This window comes from Streptomyces sp. NPDC039430, from assembly GCF_055639435.1.
Genome location: NZ_JBVKAK010000004.1, coordinates 510401 through 533826 on the forward strand (window position 1 = coordinate 510401; position 23426 = coordinate 533826).

Consider the following 23426-nt stretch of genomic DNA (forward strand, 5'->3'; position numbering starts at 1 on the left):
CGACCTCAGGGAGAGGGGAACGCGGCTCCCTGAGAGAGCTGGCGGGGCCAGGCTCTGCCGGTGAGGCGTTCGATGTCCGTATTGAACCGCTGGAGGTCGTCGAGGAAACGGCCGAGGCGTTCGGGTGGCCAGTCGGCGACCACTTCGGCCAGCCCCGCGACGACCTTCTCCCGGTCCGCGGTGACACGGTCCCTGCCCTTCCGCGTGATACGGAATTTGCGGGCGACACCTCCGGCGGGGTCCAGCATCCGTTCGACGAGTCCGTCTCTGAGCAGGGCGGCGGTCTGCCGGGTGAAGGTGGAGGCGGCCAGGCCGAAGGCGTCGACGAAATCCGCGACGGACATGGGGCCCTGCGCTTCGAGCCGGTTGAGGAGCACGTAGGCGCTGCGGTCGAGGGCATCACCGCCGTGCAGACGGCGGGGTGCCGTCATCTCGCGGTGCCGCGTGAGGATCAGCAGTTCCCGTTCGAGACGCTCCCCGGCCTGTTCGGCATCCATGTCAACCGCCTTCGACTTCCGTCGCCTTCGACTTCCCCAGGGGACGCGTCCACCATACGCCACGAAGTGCACCATGCACCTCGCTTGCACAATGCACTCATTGTGCATCATGCATTTCTTGTGTAGCGTGCACTTCCATGACTGCCTCCGCACCCGCGGCGCGCTCCGGTGCGGTCACCGCCGCCCTGGCCGCGGCGGGCATCGTGGCTTCCCTGATGGGGACGCTGATGATCCCGTTGGTCGGTGAACTTCCGGAGCTGCTGCACACGTCTGCCTCCAGCGCCTCATGGGTGATCACCGCGCCTCTGCTCACGGGAGCCGTCGCGACTCCTGTCTTCGGGCGGTTGGGCGACCTGTACGGCAAGCGCCGTCTGCTGCTGGTCTGTGTGGCCCTGCTCGTCGCCGGATCCGTGATCTGTGCCCTGACAAGCTCGCTCGTCCCCATGGTGGCGGGCCGGGCCGTGCAGGGCGTCGGCATGGGCGTCGTCCCGCTCGGGATCAGCACCATGCGCGATGTCGTCGCGCCCGAGCGCATGGGCACGTCGGTGGCGTTCATGAGCTCGTCACTGGGCATCGGCGGCGCGCTCGGGCTGCCCCTGTCGGCGGCTGTCGTTCAGAACGTCGACTGGCACGTGCTGTTCTGGGGATCGGCCGCTGTCAGCGCCCTGATCGGCCTCGCCGTCGCGCGCTGTCTGCCGCCCGTCCCGCCGGCCGCGAAGGGCCGTTTCGATCCCGGGCGCACTCGGACTCGCCACCGGACTCGTCTGCCTGCTGCTCGCCGTGTCCAAGGGCGCCGAATGGGGCTGGACCAGCGCGACGACCGGGAGCCTGCTCGCGGCTGCTGTCGTCATTCTCCTCGCCTGGGGATGGTTCGAGCTGCGCACCACCCACCCGCTGGTCGACCTGCGGGCCACCGTCCGTCGCCGTGTCCTGCTGACCAATCTGGCCTCGGTCCTGATCGGCTTCGCGATGTTCGCGCAGTCCCTCATCGCACCCCGGCTTCTGCAACTGCCCACGTCACTCGGCTACGGTCTGGGCCAGTCCATGCTCGCGGCCGGACTGTGGATGGTGCCCACCGGACTCGCCATGATGGCGTTCTCCCCGCTCGGGGCCAGGTTGTCCGCCCGCTCGGGACCACGGACCTCGCTGCTGACCGGGGCCCTGATCGTCGCCCTCGGCTACGCACTCGCGCTTCCCCTGATGGACTCGGTCCTCGGCATCGTGATCTTCAGCAGCGTCGTCAGTATCGGTGTGGCCTTCGCCTACGGCGCGATGCCCGCCATCATCATGTCCGGCGTTCCCCGCTCCGAGACCGCGGCGGCCAACGGTCTCAACGCCCTGATGCGTTCCATCGGGCTCTCGGTGTCCAGTGCCGTCACCGGCGTCGTCCTGGCCCAGCTGAGCCACACCGTCGGCGGCTACTCCGTTCCCACGCAGGACGGCTTCCGTGTCGCGGCCCTCATCGGCGGCGCCGCCGCCCTGGCCGCCGCCCTGCTGACACTCGCCATCCCCCGCGACGCGCCGGCCGTGACAGCGGACCGCGTTCCGGTGGATCTCGGGGCCGGATCGCACATGGAAAGGGGAAACCACCGACAAGACCGAGCGGGACGACGGCATCGGCCGTCGGACGAGAACACCACCGCTGACAAGGGAGATTTCACATGAGCCAGAGCGAACAGACCGTGCACTACCCCCTGTCCGTCGAGGGGCCGCTGGAGGCGCCGGCCGAATGGGAACGCCTGCGCCGGCAATGCCCGGTCGCCGGCGTCGAGTTGCCCAGTGGCGACCACGCGACACTCCTCACCCGGTACGAGGACGTAAAGGCCTTACTGTCCGACCCCCGCTTCGCCCGCCCCACCGCCGCCGACAACGCGGCCCGCCTCGCGCCCGACGGAGCGGGCGGGTCCGCTGTCACCAGCAACAACGCGCTCTCCCTGCCCGTCAAGGGAGAGGCACACCAGCAGTGGCGGCGCAAGGTCAGCAAGTGGTTCACGGCCAAGCGCATGACAGCGTTGCGGCCCAAAATGACGGCCACGGCCGACCAGCTCATCGACGACATGGTCAAGCTCGGCCACCCCGCCGACCTCAAAGCGAACGTGGGCTTCCTCCTGCCCGTGTACGTCATCTGCGACATGCTCGGCGTGCCCGCGACCGACCGGGACCGCTTCTCCCACTGGTCCGACGCGATGCTCAGTCTCACCCGCTTCTCCAAGGAGGAGATCGAGACCGCGCAGACCGAGTTCATCCAGTACATGTCCGAACACATCGCCGCCAAGCGGAACAACCCGGGCGACGATCTCCTCAGCATGATGATCAAGGAGAGCGAGGGCGAGGGCGAAGGCCACGGGCTTTCCGACTCCGAACTCGTGGCCACCGGCATGGGCCTTCTGGTCGCGGGACACGAGACCACCGCCAACATGATCGGCAAGATGGTGGCCATGCTCCTGGCCGACCGCGGCCGCTGGGAACAACTCCTCGCCGACCCCACGCTCGTACGCACGGCCGTCGAGGAAGCACTCCGCTTCGACACCAACCTCGGCTTCGGCCTCAGGCGCTACATCAGCGAGGACATCGAGATCGGCGACGAGACGGTGCCGCGCGGCACCACCGTGATCTGCAGCATGCCGGCGGCCAACCGCGACGCGGACGTCTTCGACGACGCCGAGGAGATGAACCTCGCCCGCACCCCCAACCCCCATCTGATCTTCGGTGCCGGCCCGCACTCCTGCATCGGGCAGGCGCTGGCCCGCACCGAACTGCAGGTCGTCCTGGAAGCACTGCTGCGCAAGCTGCCCACCCTCGACCTGGCGGTACCCGCGGAAGACCTGGAGCGGGTGGAGGGACTCCTGGTGGGCGGACTGCGCCAGTTGCCCGTCCGCTGGTAACTCTCCGTCCCCACCTGGGTCATGACAATCTCTCAGGAAGCAAGGAGCCCCATGAAGGTCACCGTCGACGAGGACAAGTGCTGCGGCGCCGGACAGTGCGTGCTGGTCGCCCCGGAGGTGTTCGACCAGCGTGACGACGACGGCGTCGTCATCCTCCTCACCCCCGAACCCGCCCCGGCGCAGCACGCCGCGGTGCGCGAAGCCGCCGCCGTCTGCCCCGCGACCGCGATCCTCGTCAGCGACGAGGCGTAAGCACAGCACCACCCCGGGGGACGGCCGGGAGCCGCCTTCGTGCCGTCCCCCACCCGGCACAATCCACCGCGCCCTCCTCTCCCCCGGTGCATGCACCGATCACGTGGGTAGCCTCCCGGGATGACCGCGACCTTCGACGAAGCTGCCCGGAAGGAAGCACCGATGACCGACGACATCACGCCGGACCTGGACCTCCAGCCCGAGAAGCCGCACTCCGCAAGGTTCTGGAACTACTTGTTGGGCGGGACGGACAACTTCGAGGCGGACCAGCGGCTGGGTGAGCAGATCAAAGCCGAGTGGCCCGCGGCGGTCGACATCGCCCGCGCGAGCCGCGCGTTCCTCGGGCGTACGGTCCGTCATCTGGCCGGCGAGGCGGGGGTACGGCAGTTCCTCGACATCGGCAGCGGTCTGCCGACCGCCGACAACACCCATGAGGTCGCCCAGAGCGTCGCCCCCGATGCCCGGATCGTGTACGTCGACCACGACCCGATCGTCCTGTCCCATGCCCGCGCCCTGCTCACCAGTACGCCGGAGGGCGCCACCGACTACGTCGACGCCGATCTGACCGCGCCCGGCACAGTTCTCGCCCACGCGGCGCGGACGCTGGATCTGGGGCGCCCCGTCGCGCTGTTGCTGCTCTCCACCATCGGACACGTCCAGGACCCCATCGAGGCCGCGCGGTTGGTGCGGGGCTACATGGGCCGTCTGGCCCCCGGCAGTTGCCTGGTCCTGTGCACCACGCTGGCCTCGCCGGCCGTCAACGCGGCGAACGAGTCCTACGCGGCCTCCGGCACGATCCCGTACGTGGCGAGCACCGCCGAAGAGATGCTGGCGATGGCATCCGGCCTGAGCATCCCCCCGCCCGGTCTCGGCCCCATCAACAGGTGGTATCCCGAAGGGACGTTGGACCCGGACGTCGACCAGTGGGGATACGTCGCCTACAAGGAGTGACACGGCCCGGCGGCGTTCGCGGCCCGTGCGGCCCACGCATCGGCGTGCGCGGGCCCGGCGGATCGCACGCCCATCAGATCGCTCGTCCGCGGTGAGCGATCCTGGAGCGGGACTCCGCCCGCGACGAGGGTCCCGAGCCGCGAACTCCGTGACCGTCGCCGCTCCCCGGAATCGTCGTACATACCCCTGCCAGCGCTTGCGGGCCATGGCCGGTTCGTGTGCCGTCCGTCGTGCCGTAACCGGTGTGTACGGCTCCTCGGGACGGCGGGCGCACGGAACGTTTTTCAACAGAGAGCCCCAACTTTGTGAAATTCAGGGGGAGAAGACTGCCTTGTACCGGCCGCGATCACAGGCCACAGTTCCCGCAGTGTCCGGCGATCACCTCGCCGGACGCCGGACGCACGGTCACCCGACGACGCGGTCCTTCCGCGCCGTCGTGATCCCCATGTACGGCCGTGCGCTCCGAGACCGGAAGGAACATCTGTGGGAATCTCCCGGAAGATCTTCGCGGCCGCCGCCGCGGGCGCGCTGCTGTCCCTCACCACGGCCGCCAGTGGGCAGGCGCTCGAAAACACCACTCCGCGCTACGACCAGGGAATGGTCAAGGCGCTGGCGACCTCGCTCGGAGTCAGCGAGAGCGCCGCGACGGACCGGCTCGACCGCCAGGCGGACCAGCAGGCCAGACTGTCGTCTCTCGGCGAGCAGGGCGTCGCCATGGACGGCACCTACTTCGACAAGAAGGGCGACCTCGTCGTCAACGCCGTCGGAAGCGCCGCCGAGAAGCGCATCGAGGGCGCCGGTCTGAACGCGCGCGTCGCCGAGCACGGCGAAGGCACCCTGAACGGCGTCAAGGCCGCGCTGGACAAGCTGGCGCTCGCTCAGACGCCCACCGGAATCAGCGCCTGGGCCGTCGATCTCGCATCCGACACCGTCACCGTGAAGGTGAACAGCGACAGGAGCACCGCGGCCAAGTCCTTCCTGAAGGCCGCCCTGGCCCACGGGGACGCGGTTCGCGTGGTGAACGCCTCGCAGAAGCTGAGTCCTCAGGGCGTCGTCTCCCCCGGAGACGAGATGGCCTTCGACGGCTACGTGTGCTCCGTCGGATACGGAGCCCGGGACGCTTCCGGCCGGCAGTTCCTCGTCACGGCCGGCCACTGCATCGAGAACCTGCCCGTTCTGTCGCACAACGGGGAACGCTTCGCCGAGGGAACCGACAGCCGGTTCGCACTCGGCCAGGACAGTGTCGACATGGGCATCGCGGCCGTCGACGAGAGCAGTTCCATAGCCACCGAGGTCGGCACCTGGGGCAGGGCGGGCACCGTCGCCGTGGCGGGTGCCGAGCGCGCCCCTGTCGGTGCCGATGTGTGCAAGTCGGGCCGCACAACACAATGGACCTGCGGAAAGATCGACTCGTACGACGTGTCCGTCACCTACTCCGACCCGAACGGCGGCCCCCAGACCGTCGTCACCGGACTGGGCAGTTCCTCGGTCTGCACGCAGGGCGGCGACAGCGGCGGCGCGTACATCTCCGGCGACCAGGCTCAGGGCATGACATCGGGCGGCCCCACCGCCCAGAGGTGCGACGGCACGGTGAACTCCCGCGGCTCGTCGTACTTCCAGCCCCTGGACGACGCCCTGGACCACTACGGGCTCACTCTCAACACCAACTGATCACCGAGGCTGACGGATTGATCTTTTCGTCTGCCGGAACGGGCCGCCCATCGGTTACGGTGAGCGGCCCGTTCCCCATTCCGCCGGTTCTTCCCCCTCGCACGACCGGCCGGACGCCATCGGAAGCCGGATCCTTGACCCCCCACACCCGTCCCCCGCGGTCCGCCGGGCCGCAGACGCTCGAAACGCCCCCGTTCGCCGACGTGTTCCAGCAGGCGATCAGGGCGAGCGGACTCTCGCTGGAGCGGGTACGCCACCGGCTCGCCGCGCGCGGGATCCGCATCAGCCTGACGACACTCAGCTACTGGCAGCGCGGCAGAAGCGAACCGGAACGCGCCGACTCGCTGCGTGCCGTCGACGCCCTGGAGTCCATCCTGGCACTGCCACCGGGCACACTGCGTTCCGCGTTGCGCCCGTACCGTCCGCGCGGACGGATGGCGCCTCCGGCTCACGACCTGACAGCCTCCCGCCGTGTCTTCGGGAAGAACTCACTGGCGGAACAGGTTCTCGGGGCGGACTTCGCCGCTCTCAACGAGGACACCGGCGTCCTGAGCATCCGCGAGACCGTCACCATCGACGAACACTTCCGGCTCAGCTCCCTCTCCATCCACCAGGTGATGCGAGCGACTCGCGAGGGCGCCGACCGCTTCACCACCGTCCACACCTTCGACAGTGGCGTCCGGGCAGTCCGTGCCGACGTGCGCTGCGGCATCCCGGGGGCGATGCGCTTTCTGCCGCGCGTCGGCACCGTGGTCATCGATGTGAGATTCGGCCGGAGACTGGCGAAGAACGAGACCGTCGTCATCGACTACACGGTGCACGTCGAGTCCGGCGACGGACTGGACGACCACTACGAACGCCGGACCCGCACCCGGCTGCGCGACTACCTGCTCCACGTCTACTTCCACCCGGCGGCGCTGCCGGAGTTCTGTCACCGCTACTACCGCGAGAGCTACGAGGCGGAGGCGTCGTACAACCATCGGGTGGCACCGGACGCCTCACACTCCGTCCATTCGGCGCCCGGGCGCTGTCCCGCCGGCGTCCATGGCATCTCGTGGCAGAGACCACGCAAGCGGGCGGCGGGCCCCGAGGAGGCGTGACCGCGTACGGTTCACACCCCCTCACAGCACGCCGGTCGCCTTCGGACGGGCCCAGCACATCCGCGAAGAAGACAGGCCCTCCCGGTAATGCCCCCACCAGGTCAGGCGCCGCGCTGGACCGGTCCGATGAGCGTGCCGGCGGCCACCCTGAGCGTGCCCTCGGCGAACGACGTGCCGGGGATCTGCCCGCCAGGAGCCTGCAGCGTGAACGATGCCTCGTTCGCGGGGGTACCGCGGCCGCTGTTCGGAACCTGGATGTCGAAGTGCACCGGGTGGCCCGGACCGAAGGTCACCACGGTGTCCTGGTCGCCGTAGCGGCCGGCGGCGATCCCGCTGTCCGAACCGTGGTCCGAGAACCGCACGTCGGTGGGTGAACCGGCCAGCCGGCACGGCTCGTACCCGCGCGCCGCGGTCAGTGTGACGCTGTAGTGACGATGCCCCGCGCTGCCGGGCGCGTCAGTGATCTTCGCGGTGTGATTGGCCGGACGGCAGGCGGACGGGGCCGCGCTCCTGCCCGTTGCCGGCGAAGCCTGCGCGAATCCCGCACCGGCGGTGCCCACCAGCACAGTGGCGGCGAGAGTGGCGGCGATCTTCCGGTTGGTACGCATCATGAACGCTCCTTGCCTTGCTCAATGGTCCTGCGCGTGTGCGCCGTCAGGACCATGGTCGACACCATTCCTGCCCGCCCGCCTTCGCGGGAAATGTCTCAGGACAGCCACAGTCATATCGCCGGTATGTGGGCCACGGGTGAGCGCCGGGTGGAAGGAACCGCGGTAGAAGAGCAACGGGCGGGCTTCGGGGTGATACGCGAGCCGTTCGACGCGGCCGACGAAGAGGACGTGGTCGCCGCCGTCGTACGTGGCCCAGGGTGAGCAGGAGAAGGTGGCAGGAGAACCGCTGAGGGCGGGTGCCAGACCGGATGGCGCGGGCAGCCAGGAAGGGGAAGGGCCAGAGGCCTCCGGACTGCCCGCGAACCGTAGAGCGAGGTCTCGCTGCTCCTCGGACAGGACACTGACGGTGAACGGCCGGCCGGTCAGCAGCCGGGCCGCTTTCGAGGTACGGGAGAGGGCGACCAGGACGAGCGGCGGGTCGAGGGAGACCGCGGTGAAGGCGTTCACGGTCGCGCCGTGGGGGGCGTCGCCCGCCATGCAGCTGACGACGGTGACGCCGGTGGCGAAGTGGCCCAGGCAGGTGCGGAGTTGCTGCGGATCGATCGCCACCGGGTCTCCTTGATGTCGGATGAACGAGGGTGGTGCGCGGGTCAGTCGGTCCAGCCGTCGGCGGGGTGGTCGAACCAGAGATGGACCTGGCCGGTGCCGATGGCGTTCTCGTACTCGCTGTAGCGGCGCGCGGACGCGGTGCACCCGGGTCCGCCGAGGGCGCCCGCGAGCGTCAGATAGTGGCCGAAGCCGCCTTCCGGGGAGTGCCGGCGGTACTCCGGCATGGTCGCGATGACCCGGTCGTGACGGCCGGCCTCCAGCCACGCGACGCGTTGCTCGTCGGCGGCGCGGGCCGCGGGGCTGACGATGTTGGCCGGGTCGCCGGCCATCCGGTCGCGCAGTTCGGCCAGGGGCCGGAAACCGTGCGAGAGGCCGCCGGAGGCCAGCACCAGCACCCGCCGGGCGATCCCGTCGACAGCCTCGGCGACGACCGCTCCGAGGCGCAGATGGTCCTCGGTGGTCGCGGTCTGGCAGACCGACATGGAGAGCCACGGCACGTCGGGGCGGCCGAGATAGCTCCAGAGGTTGAGCGTGGCGTAGTGGATCGGGAGGTGGGGGTCGTCGTTGGCGCTGAGCCAGAGCGAGTCCTTCTCGGCGGCCGCGGCCACGGCGTGGGCGAGTTCCGGGTCTCCGGGGATGGCGTAGGGGACCTGGCTGACCTCGCTGGGCATCTCGTCGGAGGTGAAGCGTCCGGCTCTGTGGTGGTGGGCGGTGATGACGGTCTCGGTGGTGGTGGCCCAGTGGGTGTCGAGCACCAGCACGGCGTCGTGGTCGGTGGTGTCGACCACCTCGCGGCGGAGTCGGGCGAGGCCGGTGGCGAGGGTGAAGTCGCGGCCGCCGTTGGCCTCGACGCGCTGAGATTCGGGGAACATGATGACGGGGGCGTGGGAGAGCAGTCCCGCGCCGACGATGGCGCCCATGGGCGTGTCGCCTTTCTGGAAGAGAGTCGTCCCGGAACGGAAGGGTTTCTACGGAGCGGTGGCTACGGACCGGTGGCTACGGACCGGCGGATATGGAACGGCGGCTACGGGACGAGGAGCAGCTTGCCCGTGGTGCGGCGGGCGGCCAGGTCGGCGTGTGCGTCCCGGGCCCGGGCCAGTGGATACGTGCCGCCGATGGTGACGCGCAGGGTGCCGTCGGTGATGCCCGCGAAGACCTCTCCGGCCCGCCAGGTGAACTCCTCGACGGTGGCCCGGAAGTGCTCCAGGTAGGGACGGGTGAGGGTCAGCGAGCCACCCCAGAGCAGCCGCATCACGTCGACGGGTGGCACGGGGCCGCTGGCGCCGCCGAAGAGGACCAGCGTGCCCCGGCGGCGCAGGCTGTCCAGGCTGGCGTCGAAGGTGGCGGCGCCGACACCGTCGTATGCGGCGTGCACGCCGTCACCGCCGGTCAGGCGCCGGACCTCGGCGGCGAGGTCCTGGCAGCGGTCGTAGCGGATGACGTCGTCCGCGCCGTTCCCGGCCGCCGACTTCTCCTTCTCCTGGCTGGAGACCGTGCCGATCACGCGCACTCCGCGCCGTTTGAGGAGTTGGGTGAGGAGCAGTCCCACTCCGCCCGCGGCGGCGTGCACCAGGACGCTCTCGCCGGGCCGGGCCCGGTAGGAGTCGTTGACCAGGTAGTGGGCCGTCATGCCCTGGACCAGTGCGGCGGCGGCGATGCGCAGGTCGACGTCGTCGGGGACGGCGATGGCTTTCTCCTCGGGCACGAGGACCTGCCCCGCGTAGCTGCCGAGGACGGTGGTCCAGGCGACGCGGTCGCCGGCCGAGAACCGGGTGACGCCGGGGCCCACGGCCAGCACGGTGCCGGAGCCCTCCTCACCCGGCACGGCGGGCAGGGGCAGCGGATAGCGGCCCTCGCGGCGGTAGATGTCGATGAAGTTGACGCCCGCGGCGGCGAGTTCGACCAGGATCTGCCCCGGGCCGGGCTCGCCGGGAGCCGGCCTGTCGACGGGGACAAGGACGTCCGGGCCGCCGGTCCGCCGGATCTCGATCGCCTGGATCACCGGGATGGGTGTCCTGTTCCGCGGTGACATCAGTTCGCTCCTTGGGGGGTGAGGTGGTCGGCGCCGAGGTCGAGATCCACGCCGTAGGCGCTCAGCCAGTCGCCGAGACGGACGGTGGACTCCAGGAGGATGCGTTCGAACTCGGAGAGGGTGCCGGTCGTCGTTCTGTCGGTGAGCCGGCGTACCGCTTCCGGGTCCAGGCAGCCGCTGAGCGGGGCGTCGTCGCCGGAGGCCGCGGCGGTGAGGCCGCCGAGGAGAGCGCGGTCGTAGGCGGGGTCCTGGATGGAGGGGTAGGCGGCCTTGGTGCGGCGCAGTACGGACCGCGGCAGCAGGTCGGCGGCGGCCGCGCGGAGCAGGCCCTTCTCCTGGCCGGTGCAGGTCTTCATCGCCCAGGGCACGTTGAAGAGGTACTCGACGAGGCGGTGGTCGCAGAACGGCACGCGCCCCTCCAGGCCGTTCGCCATGCCCATCCGGTCCTTCTTGTCGAGGAGGATGGGCAGCCAGCGGGTGAGCGTGAGGTAGCCGAGTTCCCGCGTGCGCCGTTCCTCGGCGCCCTCGCCGTCGAGGCGGGGCACCTCGGCCAGCGCGCCGCGGTACAGGTCGGCCTGGTACGTGGCGAGGTCGATGCCCTCCACGAACCGGGGGCGGAAGAGCGCGCGGGGGTCGAGGCCGCGGTGAGCGCCGAGCTCCAGCCAGGGGAAGGTCTCGGCGGCCCGCGCGACGGGGTCGGAGAACCAGAGGTAGCCGCCGAACACCTCGTCGGCTCCCTCACCGGAGAGTGCGACGGTGGCGTGCTCGCGGACGGCCGCGAAGAGCTGGTGCAGCGAGACGTCCAGGTCGGCGAAGTTGAACGGGAGGTCCCAGGCCTCCAGTACGGTCCGGCGCACGGCAGGGTCGAGAAGCCGGGCCCGGTCCAGGGTGATCGTGTGGTGTGCGCTGCCGACGTGTTCGGCGACCGCGCGGGCGTAGGGGCCATCGGCGGTGGGGCGGATGGGGTCACCGCGGAAGTTCTCGCTGTGGCCGGTGAAGTCGACGGCGAAGGTGGAGATCCGCCCGCCCTCGGCGGCGCGGACGCGCTGGGCCAGGGCGGTCACGGTGCTGGAGTCCAGACCGCCGGAGAGCAGCGCGACCAAGGGGACGTCCGCCACCATCTGCCGCGGCACGATGTCGTCCAGCAGTTCGCGGACGGTGGCGATGGTGGTGGGCAGGTTGTCGGTGTGCGGGCGGGCCTCAAGGGCCCAGTACCGTTCTTCGCGCAGACCCGCACGGCCGGCCCGGAGCAGATGGCCGGGCTTGAGTTCCCGCATGCCGCGCAGCGGCACCCGGCCGGGGGTGCGCAGGAAGAGCAGCGCGTCGCAGAGTTCCTCCGCGGAAGCGCGCGGCCGCACCAGCGGGTGGGCCAGGATGGCTTTGGGCTCCGACCCGAAGAGCACACCGCCCGGGGTCGGGTGGTAGTAGAGGGGTTTGACCCCGAGACGGTCACGGACGAGGAGGAGCTCCTCGGTCGCGGTGTCCCAGATGGCGATGGAGTACATGCCGTTGAGGCGGTGCACGAAGTCATCACCCCACTGGAGGTAGGCGCGCAGCGCCACCTCGGTGTCGCTGGAGGTGGCGAACCGGTGCCCGTGCAGGGAGAGTTCACCGCGCAGCTCGCGATAGTTGTAGATCTCGCCGCCGTAGGAGATCACGGCGCGTGGCAGGTCGCCGCGTGGGCCGCGCTCGGGGGTGGCCATGGGCTGGGCCCCGCCCCGCGGGTCGATGACCGCGAGGCGCCGGTGGCCGAGCGCGGCGTGGGTGTCGAGCCAGCCGCCGCCGGCGTCGGGGCCGCGGCGGATCAGCGTCCGCACCATGGCGTCGAGCGTGCCGGACTCGGTGGTGAGGTCACGGGAGAAGTCGATCCATCCGGTGATGCCGCACATGGTCCGCTCCTTTCTCAGTCCTGCTCGGGGCCGAGCCAGGGGCCCCGGCGCCAGCCGTCGGTGTCGTAGTCGTCCAGGCACTCCTGGACCAGCTCCTCGTAGCGGCCGAGGCTGCCTCGGCGGATGGCCCAGCGCAGCGCGTCCAGCCGGACCTGTTCGCCGTTGCCGGAGTAGTTGCGCTCGTACAGCTCGTGGCGGGCCCCGAACTCGGTGCCGATGGCGTCCCAGACCAGCTTGAAGAGCTTGATCCTCTCCAGCGCCGAGGTGTCGGCGCCCCGGTAGTAGCGGTCGATGAGCGGGCGCAGTTCGGGATGGGCGAGGTCGCGGGCGCTGGAGGGGACCGCCAGCGGCGCGCCGCCGAGCAGGCTCTCGAAGAGCTCGTGCACCCTGTTCCAGATGTAGGGGCCCGCCATCCGCATCGCGGACGCGTGTTCCAGGCGCGGCAGGACCGTGCCGCCCGGTCCTGGTTCGGGGTCGTGGGCCATGGCGGAGGTCAGCGCCCGGACCAGGTCGCGCAGGGTGAGGAGTTCACCGAGGCCGGCCCGCACCCCGCGGAAGACGTCGGTGCCGTTGGCCCTGGTGGCCCGGGAGAGGAGCCCTGCCATCAACTCCAGCTTGACGCCGAGCCGTATCCCGGACTGGAAGTTGTAGAGGTTGGGGAAGCCGGAGCCGGCGTAGAAGCCGGTGGCGCGCTCGATGTCACGGTGGACGAGCACGTCCTCCCAGGGGATCAGCGCCTCGTCCAGCAGCAGCACGCTGTCGTTCTCGTCGAAGCGGCTGCTCAGCGGAGAGTCGAAGGGGCTCCCGGCGCGCCGTTCGTACGGGGTGCGGCAGATGAGCCGTACCCCCGGGTTGTCCATCCGGACGAAGAAGACGAGCGCGAAACGTTCCGCCTTGCCCTTTTCCAGCTGGGCCGAGCCGACCGGGGCGACGAAACCCGCGTTCGTCAGCGCGGATCCGGTGGCGAGCATCTTCGCTCCGCTGACCACCACCCCGGCGTCGGTCTCGCGCACCGCGTGTACGAAGACGTCGCCCATGTCGTGGATGGCGCGTTTCCGGTCGACCGGCGGGTTGATGATGACGTGGTTCAGGTGGAGCGCCCTGCTCGCGAACCTGCGGTACCAGGCGGTGGCGTTGGGGGCGAACGGGCCGTAGTAGTCGGCGTTGACGCCGAGTCCGGCCATGAAGGCGGCCTTGTACTCGGGGGTGCGGCCCAGGAAGCCGTAGCTCGTGCGGGCCCAGGTGGCGATCGCCTCTCCGGCCCGGACGAGGTCGGTGGCGGACCGGCTGGGTTTGAAGAAGCGATGGGTGCGGATGCCGGTGTCCGGGTCCGTCCCGGTGAGTACGCCGGCGGTGGCGGGGTCGTGGAGGGCGTCGTAGAGCCGGGCGATGGAGCGGGCGGAGTTGCGGAAGGCGGGATGCGTGGTCACGTCCTCGACCTGCTCGCCGTCCACGTATACGGCACGGCCGTCGCGCAGGCTGTCCAGGTACGCGGCCCCGGTCATCAGGGCGTCGGTGGTCTTCGGCGGCTGAGTCGTCGTCATCGGACCAGCCCCGGGTTGGCGAGCGGCGGGTCGCCGAGGACCTGGACGCGGCGCAGGTGCCGGGGCGCTCCGCTGGTGAAGGCGTTGCGGCCGTGCAGCAGGGTGTGGTTGTCGGTCACCACCAGGTCGCCGGTCCGCCAGACGTGTGCGTAGAGGTGGGCCGGGTCGTACAGGGCGGCGCGCAGGCCGCGGTGGAGTTCGGCGCGTTCCGGCTCGTCGGCGAGGCCGGAGAACTCCAGGTCCGGGTGGTTGACGAAGGTCTCGCCGGCCTCCGCGGTGGGTTCGTTGTAGCGGATGACGGGCGTGCCGTGGACCGGATGGGCCGTCACCACCGGGGAGACGCAGGTGCTGTCGTAGTACTCCATCTTCCGGTGGTAGGTGCCCGTGGCCCGTGACCACAGGGCGCGGGTGGCGGGATCGGCGTGGGCGAGCACGGCGGCGGTGTCGGAGAAGGTGGTCTCGCCGCCGTTGCCCTCACCGGGTGCGTGGACGCACTGGAAGATCTGGAATTCGGGGATGTGCTCCCGGTACATGCCGTCCCAGTGCATCGGCATGTGGCTGTGGTCGAATATGTGGTCGGCCGGGTCGGGCTGCTGGACGAGTTCCAGCACGGTGCCGAACGGCCAGACGCTGAGCTGCCCCCATCGCGCGCCGTACGCGGAGAGTCCGGCGGGCTCGGCGAACGCCGCGAAGTCGCGGAGCAGGAGCAGGCGGTGCTCACGTACGAGGGCGCGCAGGGGTGCGACGGGCAGGTCGGTCAGCGGACGGTCCCGGTCGACGGCGTGGAGGGCGAGTCCGAAGGGTTCGAGGGCGGTGGTCCTCAGGCGCTGGTCGCTGAGCAGGGTGTTGTCCACGGTCATGGTGAGGCTCCTGTCAGGGGGTGGGTTCCGCGGCGTGGGCCCGGGGCAGTACGAAGTGGCTGGGGCGTCCGTGGGCGGTCACCAGCCGGCCTCCCGCCGCCTCGGCCTCGGCACGCTTCATCAGCGTGAAGAGCCCGTCGCCTGTGTCGACGGCGGTGCTGTGCCAGGGCGTGAGCCAGACGTCGGGGGTGTCCGCCAGCAGGAGCCCGATCTTGCGTGTGCCGCACGGCTGGGGGTGGATGGAGAGACGGACGGCGTCCGGGAAGAGCTCGGCCAGCAGCTCGTCCCAGGCGCGGCTGCGGGCGATGACTCCGTAGGCGAGTTCGCGGCAGTGGCGCTGCAGGGCCGCGCGGCTGCCGGTGTACTCGGGGACGGACAGGTCCTCCAGCATGAAGCGGGTGATCCCCCGGTACATCTGGACCATGTGGCCGCCCTGTCGTACCTCGGCGCGCAGCTCGTCCGGGCTCGGGCCGCGGCCGGCCGTGAGCCTCGCGCGCAGCTGGGCGTGGCCGGCGCCCGGATGGACCTCGTCCAGAGTGAACTGGCCGAGATGGGAGGCGCCGATCCGCTCGATCATGCGGCTGATCTCGTGGGCGTATCGGGTGACGTTCTCGTCGCTCACCCCGATCAGGTCGTTGAAGACCCGCCCGTCGGAGCAGATGAGGATGCGGGCACCGGGCGGGTAGACCTCGGTGATGCGTTCGCAGAGCGATTCGAGGAATCTCAGGGCGAGTTCCTCGGCCATGTCGGGCAGTGGGCCGAGGACTTTGGCCGGGTTGGGGGACTTGGTGGGAAAGGCCGGGAGCAGGAACTCGATTCTCCGGCCGCGTGCCATGGCTTGCGCTATCGCGTCTCGGTGGTGCCGCAGGCACCTCAGGCAGACCCTGCCGGTGCAGCCGCTGCCGCGCAGTCTGCGCTGGTGCAGCAGTACGTCGCGGATCACCTCGATGGCGGCCAGTTCGGTATCGAGGGTGGCAAGTTCGAACACCGTGCCTCCTGTGAGTGGGGACTCGCTCCACCCTGGGCTCACGACGCACACGGAACGCACAAAGCTGTTTCGGTACCGAGGGTCACAGCGGGTCGCGGCTGCCTCGGCGGGGTCAACAGCCCAAGGCGCCGAGTTCGTGGCGGGTGCGCGTCTCCCAGTCGGGCATGCGCAGCGCGCGGAACGCGGTGAGCGCCTCGCCGAAGCTGCCCCGTGCGCGCTCCCGGTCACCGAGGGCGGCGTACGCGCGGCCCCGCATGAACGCGGTGAGGGCCTCGCCGCGGCGCTCACCTAGCTCGGAGAACATCTCCGCGGCCTGTGTCAGCGGGCCGAACGCCTCGTCGGCCCGCTCCGGGGCCCGGGCCAGCCGTAATCGCCCGATGGTGTAGAGCGCGTATGCCTCGCCGGGGCGGTGCCGTACCCCGCGGTAGTGGGTCAGCGCCCGGTCCAGGCGACGGGCGGCAGCGGCGTACCGGCCGAGCATGATCTCGGTCACGGCCAGTGCTTGCAGGGCATCGGCGAGGACCAGCGGCTGGCGCAGTCGCTCCGCCGCTTCGAGCGCCCTCTCCAGCACGTGCGCCGCCTCGGCCTCGCGGCGCTGCTGGAACAGCACCGCGCCCAGACTGCGCAACGCCAGCGCGGTGCCCCGCAGATCCCCCAGCTCGCTCAGTACGGCGACGGCCGCGGACGCGTCGGTGTAGGCGTCCTCGGTCATGCCCCGGTCCGCGATCGCGAAGCTGCTGTGGACGCGCAGGTACGCGGCCTGACGCCGCTCCCCCAGCTCGTCCAACCGCTCGATGGCGGAGACGAACCAGCGCATCGCCTCGTGCGCCCGGCCGCGCCCGACGCCCGCGCGGGCCAGCGAGCCCTGGGCCATCGCGACGCGCCTGCGGTCGCCTTCGGCCGACGCCCGTTCGAGCACGGCCCGCGCCATACGCTCCCAGTCGTCCAGCCAGCTGCACTGGTGGCATATGTCGTCCAGGGCCGCGACGAGTTCGCTCGCCTGCTCGCCGTGGCCGGAGCGCGCGGCGTACTCCACGGTGGCCGCGAGGGTGGGGCGCTCGTACTCCAGCCAGGCGGTGGCGGCGCCCGCTCCGGTGCGGAGCAACTGCTCCCGCGCGACGGGGACCCGGTGCAGCCAGCCGTCCAGGACACGCCCGACGATCTCCCGTCGGCGCGCCGGGGACTCTTCCTCTGCGGCGCGTTCCGCGGCGTAGGCGCGCAGCAGATCATGGATGCGGTAGCGGGGCCGGCCCTCCGGACCGACATGGTGGGCCCGGATGAGATTGGCGTGGATGAGGGCGTCGAGGATGTCGTCCACGCTGTCGTCCGGTTCCTCGTCCCCGGCCACACCGGACATGATGACCGCGGGTATCCAGGACGGGAACTCGCCTGTGGGGATCAGCCCGAGAGCGCGGAACACCCGGGCGGCGTCCGGGGCCAGCCCGTGATACGCGGTGGCGACACAGGCGCGCATGGCGAGGTCGCCCGCGCGCAGCTCGCCGAGCCGGCGCTGTTCGTCGGCCAGCCGCTCGGCCAGCCAGCGCACCGGCCGGTGCGGGCTCCCGGCCAGCCGGGCCCCGGCCACCCTGAGCGCCAGCGGAAGGCCGGCGCACCCGACGAGGAGATGCCCCGTCGCCTCCGGTTCGGTGGCGAAACGCCGCGTTCCGGCGATGCGGTCGAGCAAGGCGCGCCCGTCGGTGTCGTCCAGCGGTTCCACGTCGAGCAGGTGCGCGCCGGGAATGGCGGCGAGCCGCGCCCGACTGGTGATCAGGACGGCGCAGCCGCCGCTCCCGGGCAGCAGGTACGTGACCTGGGAGGTGTCCCTGACGTCGTCCAGGACGACGAGCACACGGCGGTCCGCGAGTTTCGAACGGAACAGTGCGGCCCGCTGGGACTCGGCCGCGGGAATCGCCGATCCGTGCACCCCGATGCTGAGGAGCAGATCCGCGAGGACGGCGGCGGAGGTGCGGCGCGGTCCGCGAGCGCTGTCGAGCTGGACGTAGAGCTGACCGTCGGGGAAGGTGCCTCGGAGCCGGTGGGCGAGGTGGGTGGCCGCAGTGGTCTTGCCCACGCCGGGCAGACCGGTCAGGATCACCACCGGTACCACCGTCGGCGGCCTGTGGCCGCTCGACGGGGCCAACAGCGTGGCCGCGTGCGTGAGCAGCTTCTCGCGTCCGACGAAGTCCGCTATGAGCGTGGGCAGTTGGCGGATCGGCCACACTCCCGCGGACCTCGGTCTCGCGTCCGGGTCAGCGGGGTCCTGGCCCGGCGGGTCCAGTCGGCGTACGGGGTGGGAGCGCGGCGGCGGTCCTGTCACCCGGGAGAGGTCGCGGGCGAGTACGGCCTGGTGCAACCGCCGCAGCTCGCTTCCGGGATCGAGTCCGAGTTCGTCCCGGAGCGTACGACGGGCACGGGCGTACGAGTGCAGCGCGTCTCCCGCGCGTCCACAGTGGTACTGAGCGGTGATCAGCAGACCCCACAGCCGCTCGCGCAGCGGGTGCGTCACTGTCTGGGCCCGCAGCTCCGGGACCAGTTCCTCGTACTCACCCAGGGCGATGCGGGCCGCGGCATGGTCCTCGAAGGCGGAGATCCGGGACTCCTCCAGCCGCGACGCCTCCACGTGCAGCGTGGAGTGATGCGGCAGACCGTCAAAGGCGGCACCTCGCCACAAGCCCAGAGCGGCGCGCAGCCGCTGGGCCGCCGACCAATGATCACCTTCGGCCATGGCGGCCCGGCCGCGCGCGGCCAGGTCGTCGAAGAGCCGCAGATCCAGTTCATCCGGCCGAGCCCGCAGACGGTATCCCTGACGGCCGTGGCTGAGCCGGTCACCGCCGGAGGCCGCGTTGAGCACCCTGCGCAGACCGGCGGCGTAGCTGCGTACGTTCGCGTGCGCGGAAGCCGGCGGACTCCCGGCCCACAACACCTCGCAGAGCCGGTCGGCGGTGACCGCGGTGTTCACCTCCAACAGGAGGGCCGCCAGGAGAGTGCGCGGCTTGGGTCCGCCGAGCGGAAGCGGCTCGCCGGCACCCACGGCTTCGACCGGCCCCAGCACCCTGAATTCCACACGGCGCAACTCCACGGCCTGACCACCCCTCTGCTCCCTGTCGGGGCGGGGCTCTTCCCGCAGGGATCAGCCTTCCGCCGCGACGGAGAAACCAGTCCACCGACTCGTAATGGACGGCCGCGCGGGCTTCGGCCGGCTCGCGGTGTCCACGCACATCTCCGCCGCGCCCCCCGGCGCCGGCTTCACCGGCTGAGACCGGCCGGCGGCGCCGAGATCGCCACCGTCGCCGTACCCGACACCGACGCCGTGTACCGCCGCCCGGCCGAGGAACTCCCCGACCTGCCCGGCTTCCGGCACGCCCCGCGTCCACCTCGTCACCTCGTCACCTCGTTCATCAAGGAGAGCGGCATGATCTTCCACGACGGCCGCCGGCAGCCCGTCGCGCCCTGAGCCACGGCCGGCGGCGGACGGGCGAAGGAGGAGCGCGGTCCCGTGGTCGCCGTACGGACCGGCACCGCGCGCCCCACGTGTCGTTGGTAACGGTGACGGCGCCCGGTCATGGGCGGGTGAGGAGGCGCCGCTTGGGGAGGCGCCGCCACCTGCCGCGCTGCGGGGGAGGCGTCGTCTCGTCACGGCGGCGCGATCGAAGGGGAGGTACGGAATGTCAGGTAACGAGGCGCCGTTCATCGATTCGCCCGAAACGCGGGCGTCCTACGAGGTGTGCGCGGCTGAGATCAGGCGGTTCCTGGCGCCGATGTGGAAGGCGACCGAAGTGCTGCCCGCCGCGATCCGTCCCCACATCCTGGCCGTGAACGGTTTCACGGTGCACAGCGACCGCATCGCCGACGAGGGCGGAACACAGCAGGTACGCGAGGAACGGTTCGCCCGGTGGTGTTCCGAGACTCTGGAGGAGCTGCGCACCGGGCGCAGCGAGCATCCGCTGCGGCGGGCGTTCGTGGACACGGTGCGGCGGTGGGAGATCGACCACGCGCTGGTCGAGGAGTTCCTCGACACCATGCGGGCCGACTGCGCCGCCCCTCCCGTCTTCGAGACGTTCGCGGAGCAGCGGCGCTATCTGCGGGGAATCTCGGGAACGACCAACGTGATGTGGATGTCGCTGCTGGATGTGAGCGCACCAGGGGCGCTGGTGTCGGCCTCGGCACTGGGTGAGGTGTGCCAGCTGGTGGACAACTTCGAGGACCTGCCGGCCGACCTCGCCGCCGGCCGGTGCTATCTGCCGCGCGCCGATCTGCGGCGGCTGGGACTGGAGGTCGGCGACCTCCCGCGCGGTGAACGGCGTGCTGAACTGGACGAGTTGGTGGACATCCAGCTCGGGCGGTGGCGTGACCTGCTGGAGCAGGCGATGCCGGTGGCCGGGCTGGTGAGTCCCGCGTACGAGCCGTTCCTGCACACGGTGCTGCTGGGCGCGTGGATGCAGTTCGACGAGGTCACGCTCCGGAGGTCCCGGGTCTTCGTCGACGGAATCGAACCGCTGACGTCGACCGGTGCGGCGCAACGCCGCCCGGCCTGGCCGGTGGCGGATGTGGTGCCGGGGCATGTCGCGGTGATCATGGACGGCAACCGGCGGTGGGCCACCCGGCAGTCCCTGCCGGTCTCACGGGGCCATCAGGCGGGCGGGCAGGCAGCGATGCGCCTGATCAACGGCGCCCTGCGGCTCGGAGTCCGGCACGTGAGCATCTACGCGTTCTCCACCGAGAACTGGGACCGCTCCCAGGAGGAACTGGCCGCCCTGTTCGACACACTGGCCGACGGGATCGCCCGGGGCACCGAGTGGCTGCACGAACTGGGCGTGCGGGTGCGCTGGTGCGGACGGCGGGACCGTATCGATACGTCACTCGCCTCCGCGCTGACGCTGGTGGAGAGCCTGACGTCGAACAACGACGTGCTGTCGCTGACCCTGTGCGTCGACTACGGCGGGCGGGACGAACTGACCGACGCCGCCCGCGCGCTGGCCGCCGAGGCGGCCGCGGGGACGATCCGGCCCGAGGACATCGGCCCCGCCGACCTGGCCAGGAACATGTACGCGCCCGGCCTTCCCGACGTCGATCTGCTGATCCGTACCTCCGGCGAGCAGCGCATCAGCAACTTCCTGCCCTGGCATCTCGCCTACGCCGAGCTGGTCTTCGACCCCACCCCCTGGCCCGACTTCGGCCTGGCGGGGCTACGGGAGGCCCTCACCACGTATGCCGGCCGCCAGCGCCGCTTCGGAGGCACCATTCCCGGTCCTGCCCGACCGGTGGGGCCTGCTCCCGCTCCCTGAGCCGGAGCAGGCCCCCGATATCGTTACTTCGGCGGGGTGTACACGCCTTCGGCGGTCACATGCGCCAGCACCGTGTCAGCGGTGAGGGCGGGTGTGCCGAAGGTGGCGGTGTACACCTCCAGCGCCTCGGGGGTGGGGTGCAGCGGCACGCCGTCGATCCTGACCTTCAGCGGCCGGCCCACCGGCACATCGGTGGTGGTCAGCCGTCCCTCGGACACACCGCACCGGAACACCGAGCGGTGCCCGACGTCGAGGCCGTTGACCTCGCACTCCCCCGACGCCACCCCGTCCCTCAGCACACCCCGCAGATTGACGGCCCGGGCCTGCCCCTGGGGCGTGCGCACCACGACCCCGCCGTCGAGGACACCATCGCCCTCGGCCTTCGGCGGGCTCTTCAGCGAGGGATCGCCCGTACCCGACCGGACGGGGAACCGCACCCCTGAACCGTTGGAGTCCCTGACCAGCTCGGCCGGCGCCACGGCCTCCACCACGGCTCCCAACCGGTCCAGCTCCGCCTGGACCTGGCCGGTCCACCTGACCTCGACCCAGCCCTCGGAGATCGTGCCCCACTTCTCGTTGGCTTCAGCGGATGCCGTCCCCGTGAGCTGGGCCAGCAAAGGCGCGGCCAAGGCCGCACCCAGAACCGTTCGACGATTCGTACTCATCGGCGTGCCCACCATCCTTCCTCAGGGCCGCGGTACGCGACCGGAGGGAAATCATGCGCCCGGCCGGATTCCCGGACCGCGAATCCGCCCGGGTAACACCCGGAAGGGGGACGGGCGGCGTCGTCAGGTGTACGTGACCTCGAACGTCGTCCGAGCCGGTGCGACGGCGCGTTGACGCGCCCCTGGGATGGAACACGCGGTTCCCTTCCTGATCCGCCGGGCGACGGAGGGTGAGAATCGACCAGTGATGGTGGCCGCGGACAACGCGCGCGGCGGACGGTTGGGTCTAGCGTCGTCCGCATGCCGATGCAACCGTGGTTCTCCGACGCGAAGCTGGGCATCTTCATCCACTACGGCGTCTACGCCGTGGACGGAGTGCCCGAGTCCTGGTCGTTCTATACGGGGCAGGTGCCCCACGAGCGCTATATGCGGCAGCTCGACGGTTTCACCGCCTCCCGTTACGACCCGGAGTCCTGGGCGGAACTGTTCGTACGGGCGGGCGCGAGGTATGCCGTACTGACCGCCCGGCACCATGACGGAGTGGCCCTGTGGGACACCGCCGAGTCCGGGCTGAATGTGCCCGCGCACACCCCCGCGGGGCGTGATCTCATCGCCGGATACACCGACGCCCTGCGCGAGCACGGTCTCAAGGCCGGGCTGTACTACTCGCACTCGGACTGGAATCACCCCGACTACGCGAGCGTGCGGCACCCGGACCCGGCCCCGGAAATGGAGGAGCTGAACACCAGCCGGTTCGTGGCTCCCGCGGACGGGGTCGAGGATCTGGACGCGTGGGCGCGCTTTCTCGCGTACCGCGACGCCCAGGTCGCTGAACTCGTCGGCCGCTACCGGCCGGACCTGCTGTGGTTCGACGGGGAGTGGGAGCGCGACGAGACGCAGTGGGGGATGCGCGAACTCTCCGAACTGATCCTCTCGCTCGCCCCCGAGACGGTACTCAACGCCCGCATGCTCAGTTACGGGGATTACGCGACCCCCGAGCAGGGCGTCCCCATCGTCCCGCCGGACGGACCGTGGGAGCTGTGTCTGACGGTCAATGACTCCTGGGGCTTCCAGCGTGACGACCACCGGCACAAATCGGTGGGGCAGTTGGTGCGCTACTTCACCGAGACGATCGGCATGGGCGGGAATCTGCTGCTCGGCGTCGGTCCACGGGAGGACGGCACGATTCCGGCGGAGCAGGTGGAGCGGCTCGAAGGGCTCGGCGCCTGGATCGGCCGGCACTCCCGGGCGGTGTACGGGACGGTGGCCGGACTGCCCGCCGGGCACCACTACGGTCCCAGCACTCTGTCGGCGGACCGCCGCACCCTCTACCTCGTCTGCCTCGACATCCCCCGTGAGTCGGTGGCGGTACGGGGTGTACGCAACGCCGTGCGACGCGTTCGTGTCCTCGGTACGGGTACGGAGCTGGGCCACCGTGTCGTCGGCGGGCTGCACGAAGTACCCGGTGTGCTGTGGATCGACGCGCCGCGCTCCGCCGACCTGGACGAGCAGGCCACCGTGCTCGCCGTCGAGTTGGACGGCGAGCTGGACCTCTACCAAGGCTCCGGCCGTACCTGACAACGCCTG

General features: G+C 70.8%; 20 protein-coding genes and 1 pseudogene. 10 read left to right on the forward strand and 11 right to left on the reverse strand.

Translation table 11 applies throughout. The features are described from left to right. Nucleotides 1–5: 5 nt before the first annotated feature. The gene (locus ACZ7LS_RS14150; RefSeq protein ID WP_382528881.1) at nt 6–497 is read right to left on the reverse strand and encodes a MarR family winged helix-turn-helix transcriptional regulator; all 492 of its coding nucleotides are present in this window, start codon (nt 495–497) and stop codon (nt 6–8) included. Nucleotides 498–724: 227 nt separating this feature from the next. On the opposite strand from ACZ7LS_RS14150, the pseudogene ACZ7LS_RS14155 reads away from it, so the two are divergent. The 7 genes and pseudogenes from ACZ7LS_RS14155 to ACZ7LS_RS14185 all read left to right on the forward strand — a co-directional run. Continuing rightward, a pseudogene (locus ACZ7LS_RS14155) lies at nt 725–1192 on the forward strand (MFS transporter); the annotation flags it as partial. A 34-nt stretch (nt 1193–1226) separates the two neighbouring features. Continuing rightward, on the forward strand, nt 1227–2162 hold the full coding sequence (locus tag ACZ7LS_RS14160; protein ID WP_385134495.1) for an MFS transporter: 936 nt from the start codon (nt 1227–1229) through the stop codon (nt 2160–2162). Continuing rightward, nucleotides 2159–3382, forward strand: coding sequence for a cytochrome P450 (locus tag ACZ7LS_RS14165; protein WP_385134455.1), 1224 nt, complete (start codon nt 2159–2161; stop codon nt 3380–3382). Before ACZ7LS_RS14160 ends, ACZ7LS_RS14165 begins: the two co-directional genes overlap by 4 nt. A gap of 51 nt (nt 3383–3433) precedes the next feature. Continuing rightward, complete coding sequence (locus ACZ7LS_RS14170; protein ID WP_382528890.1) at nt 3434–3634, forward strand: ferredoxin; 201 nt, start codon at nt 3434–3436, stop codon at nt 3632–3634. Between the two features lie 162 nt (nt 3635–3796). Beyond that, a complete protein-coding gene (locus ACZ7LS_RS14175; protein WP_385134457.1) occupies nt 3797–4585 on the forward strand; it encodes an SAM-dependent methyltransferase in 789 nt (262 codons plus the stop codon). 483 nt (nt 4586–5068) lie between these two features. Then, a complete protein-coding gene (locus ACZ7LS_RS14180; protein ID WP_382672745.1) occupies nt 5069–6256 on the forward strand; it encodes a S1 family peptidase in 1188 nt (395 codons plus the stop codon). A 134-nt stretch (nt 6257–6390) separates the two neighbouring features. Continuing rightward, complete coding sequence (locus tag ACZ7LS_RS14185) at nt 6391–7356, forward strand: XRE family transcriptional regulator (RefSeq protein ID WP_385134459.1); 966 nt, start codon at nt 6391–6393, stop codon at nt 7354–7356. Nucleotides 7357–7457: 101 nt separating this feature from the next. On the opposite strand, the gene ACZ7LS_RS14190 is transcribed toward ACZ7LS_RS14185, so the two are convergent. The 9 genes from ACZ7LS_RS14190 to ACZ7LS_RS14230 form a co-directional block, all read right to left on the reverse strand. Beyond that, a complete protein-coding gene (locus tag ACZ7LS_RS14190; RefSeq protein WP_385134461.1) occupies nt 7458–7967 on the reverse strand; it encodes a DUF4232 domain-containing protein in 510 nt (169 codons plus the stop codon). 18 nt (nt 7968–7985) lie between these two features. Beyond that, complete coding sequence (locus ACZ7LS_RS14195; protein ID WP_385134463.1) at nt 7986–8576, reverse strand: flavin reductase family protein; 591 nt, start codon at nt 8574–8576, stop codon at nt 7986–7988. A gap of 41 nt (nt 8577–8617) precedes the next feature. Beyond that, nucleotides 8618–9496: a DODA-type extradiol aromatic ring-opening family dioxygenase gene (locus tag ACZ7LS_RS14200; RefSeq protein ID WP_382528908.1), complete on the reverse strand. Its 879-nt coding sequence runs from the start codon at nt 9494–9496 to the stop codon at nt 8618–8620. A gap of 104 nt (nt 9497–9600) precedes the next feature. Next, nucleotides 9601–10608: a quinone oxidoreductase family protein gene (locus ACZ7LS_RS14205; protein WP_382672754.1), complete on the reverse strand. Its 1008-nt coding sequence runs from the start codon at nt 10606–10608 to the stop codon at nt 9601–9603. After that, a complete protein-coding gene (asnB, locus tag ACZ7LS_RS14210) occupies nt 10608–12497 on the reverse strand; it encodes an asparagine synthase (glutamine-hydrolyzing) (RefSeq protein WP_385134465.1) in 1890 nt (629 codons plus the stop codon). Before asnB ends, ACZ7LS_RS14205 begins: the two co-directional genes overlap by 1 nt. Before the next feature lie 14 nt (nt 12498–12511). Continuing rightward, on the reverse strand, nt 12512–14041 hold the full coding sequence (locus ACZ7LS_RS14215; protein ID WP_385134467.1) for a 4-hydroxyphenylacetate 3-hydroxylase family protein: 1530 nt from the start codon (nt 14039–14041) through the stop codon (nt 12512–12514). Then, nucleotides 14038–14901 (reverse strand): TauD/TfdA dioxygenase family protein, encoded by an 864-nt coding sequence (locus tag ACZ7LS_RS14220; RefSeq protein ID WP_385134469.1) that lies wholly within the window; start codon nt 14899–14901, stop codon nt 14038–14040. The genes ACZ7LS_RS14215 and ACZ7LS_RS14220 overlap by 4 nt, the downstream gene beginning before the upstream one ends. Before the next feature lie 13 nt (nt 14902–14914). Further along, nucleotides 14915–15889 (reverse strand): L-tyrosine/L-tryptophan isonitrile synthase family protein, encoded by a 975-nt coding sequence (locus tag ACZ7LS_RS14225; RefSeq protein WP_382672764.1) that lies wholly within the window; start codon nt 15887–15889, stop codon nt 14915–14917. A gap of 112 nt (nt 15890–16001) precedes the next feature. Then, nucleotides 16002–18953: an AfsR/SARP family transcriptional regulator gene (locus tag ACZ7LS_RS14230; RefSeq protein WP_385134471.1), complete on the reverse strand. Its 2952-nt coding sequence runs from the start codon at nt 18951–18953 to the stop codon at nt 16002–16004. A gap of 246 nt (nt 18954–19199) precedes the next feature. On the opposite strand from ACZ7LS_RS14230, the gene ACZ7LS_RS14235 reads away from it, so the two are divergent. Together ACZ7LS_RS14235 and uppS are read left to right on the forward strand one after the other, a co-directional pair. Then, nucleotides 19200–19343 (forward strand): hypothetical protein, encoded by a 144-nt coding sequence (locus tag ACZ7LS_RS14235; protein ID WP_382672770.1) that lies wholly within the window; start codon nt 19200–19202, stop codon nt 19341–19343. A gap of 211 nt (nt 19344–19554) precedes the next feature. After that, nucleotides 19555–21174 (forward strand): polyprenyl diphosphate synthase, encoded by a 1620-nt coding sequence (gene uppS / locus ACZ7LS_RS14240; RefSeq protein ID WP_385134473.1) that lies wholly within the window; start codon nt 19555–19557, stop codon nt 21172–21174. A 23-nt stretch (nt 21175–21197) separates the two neighbouring features. On the opposite strand, the gene ACZ7LS_RS14245 is transcribed toward uppS, so the two are convergent. Further along, nucleotides 21198–21803, reverse strand: a complete 606-nt coding sequence (locus ACZ7LS_RS14245) for a hypothetical protein (RefSeq protein WP_382672776.1) — start codon at nt 21801–21803, stop codon at nt 21198–21200. A gap of 336 nt (nt 21804–22139) precedes the next feature. On the opposite strand from ACZ7LS_RS14245, the gene ACZ7LS_RS14250 reads away from it, so the two are divergent. Beyond that, nucleotides 22140–23417, forward strand: coding sequence for an alpha-L-fucosidase (locus ACZ7LS_RS14250; protein WP_382528936.1), 1278 nt, complete (start codon nt 22140–22142; stop codon nt 23415–23417). The last annotated feature ends 9 nt before the right edge of the window (nt 23418–23426 follow it).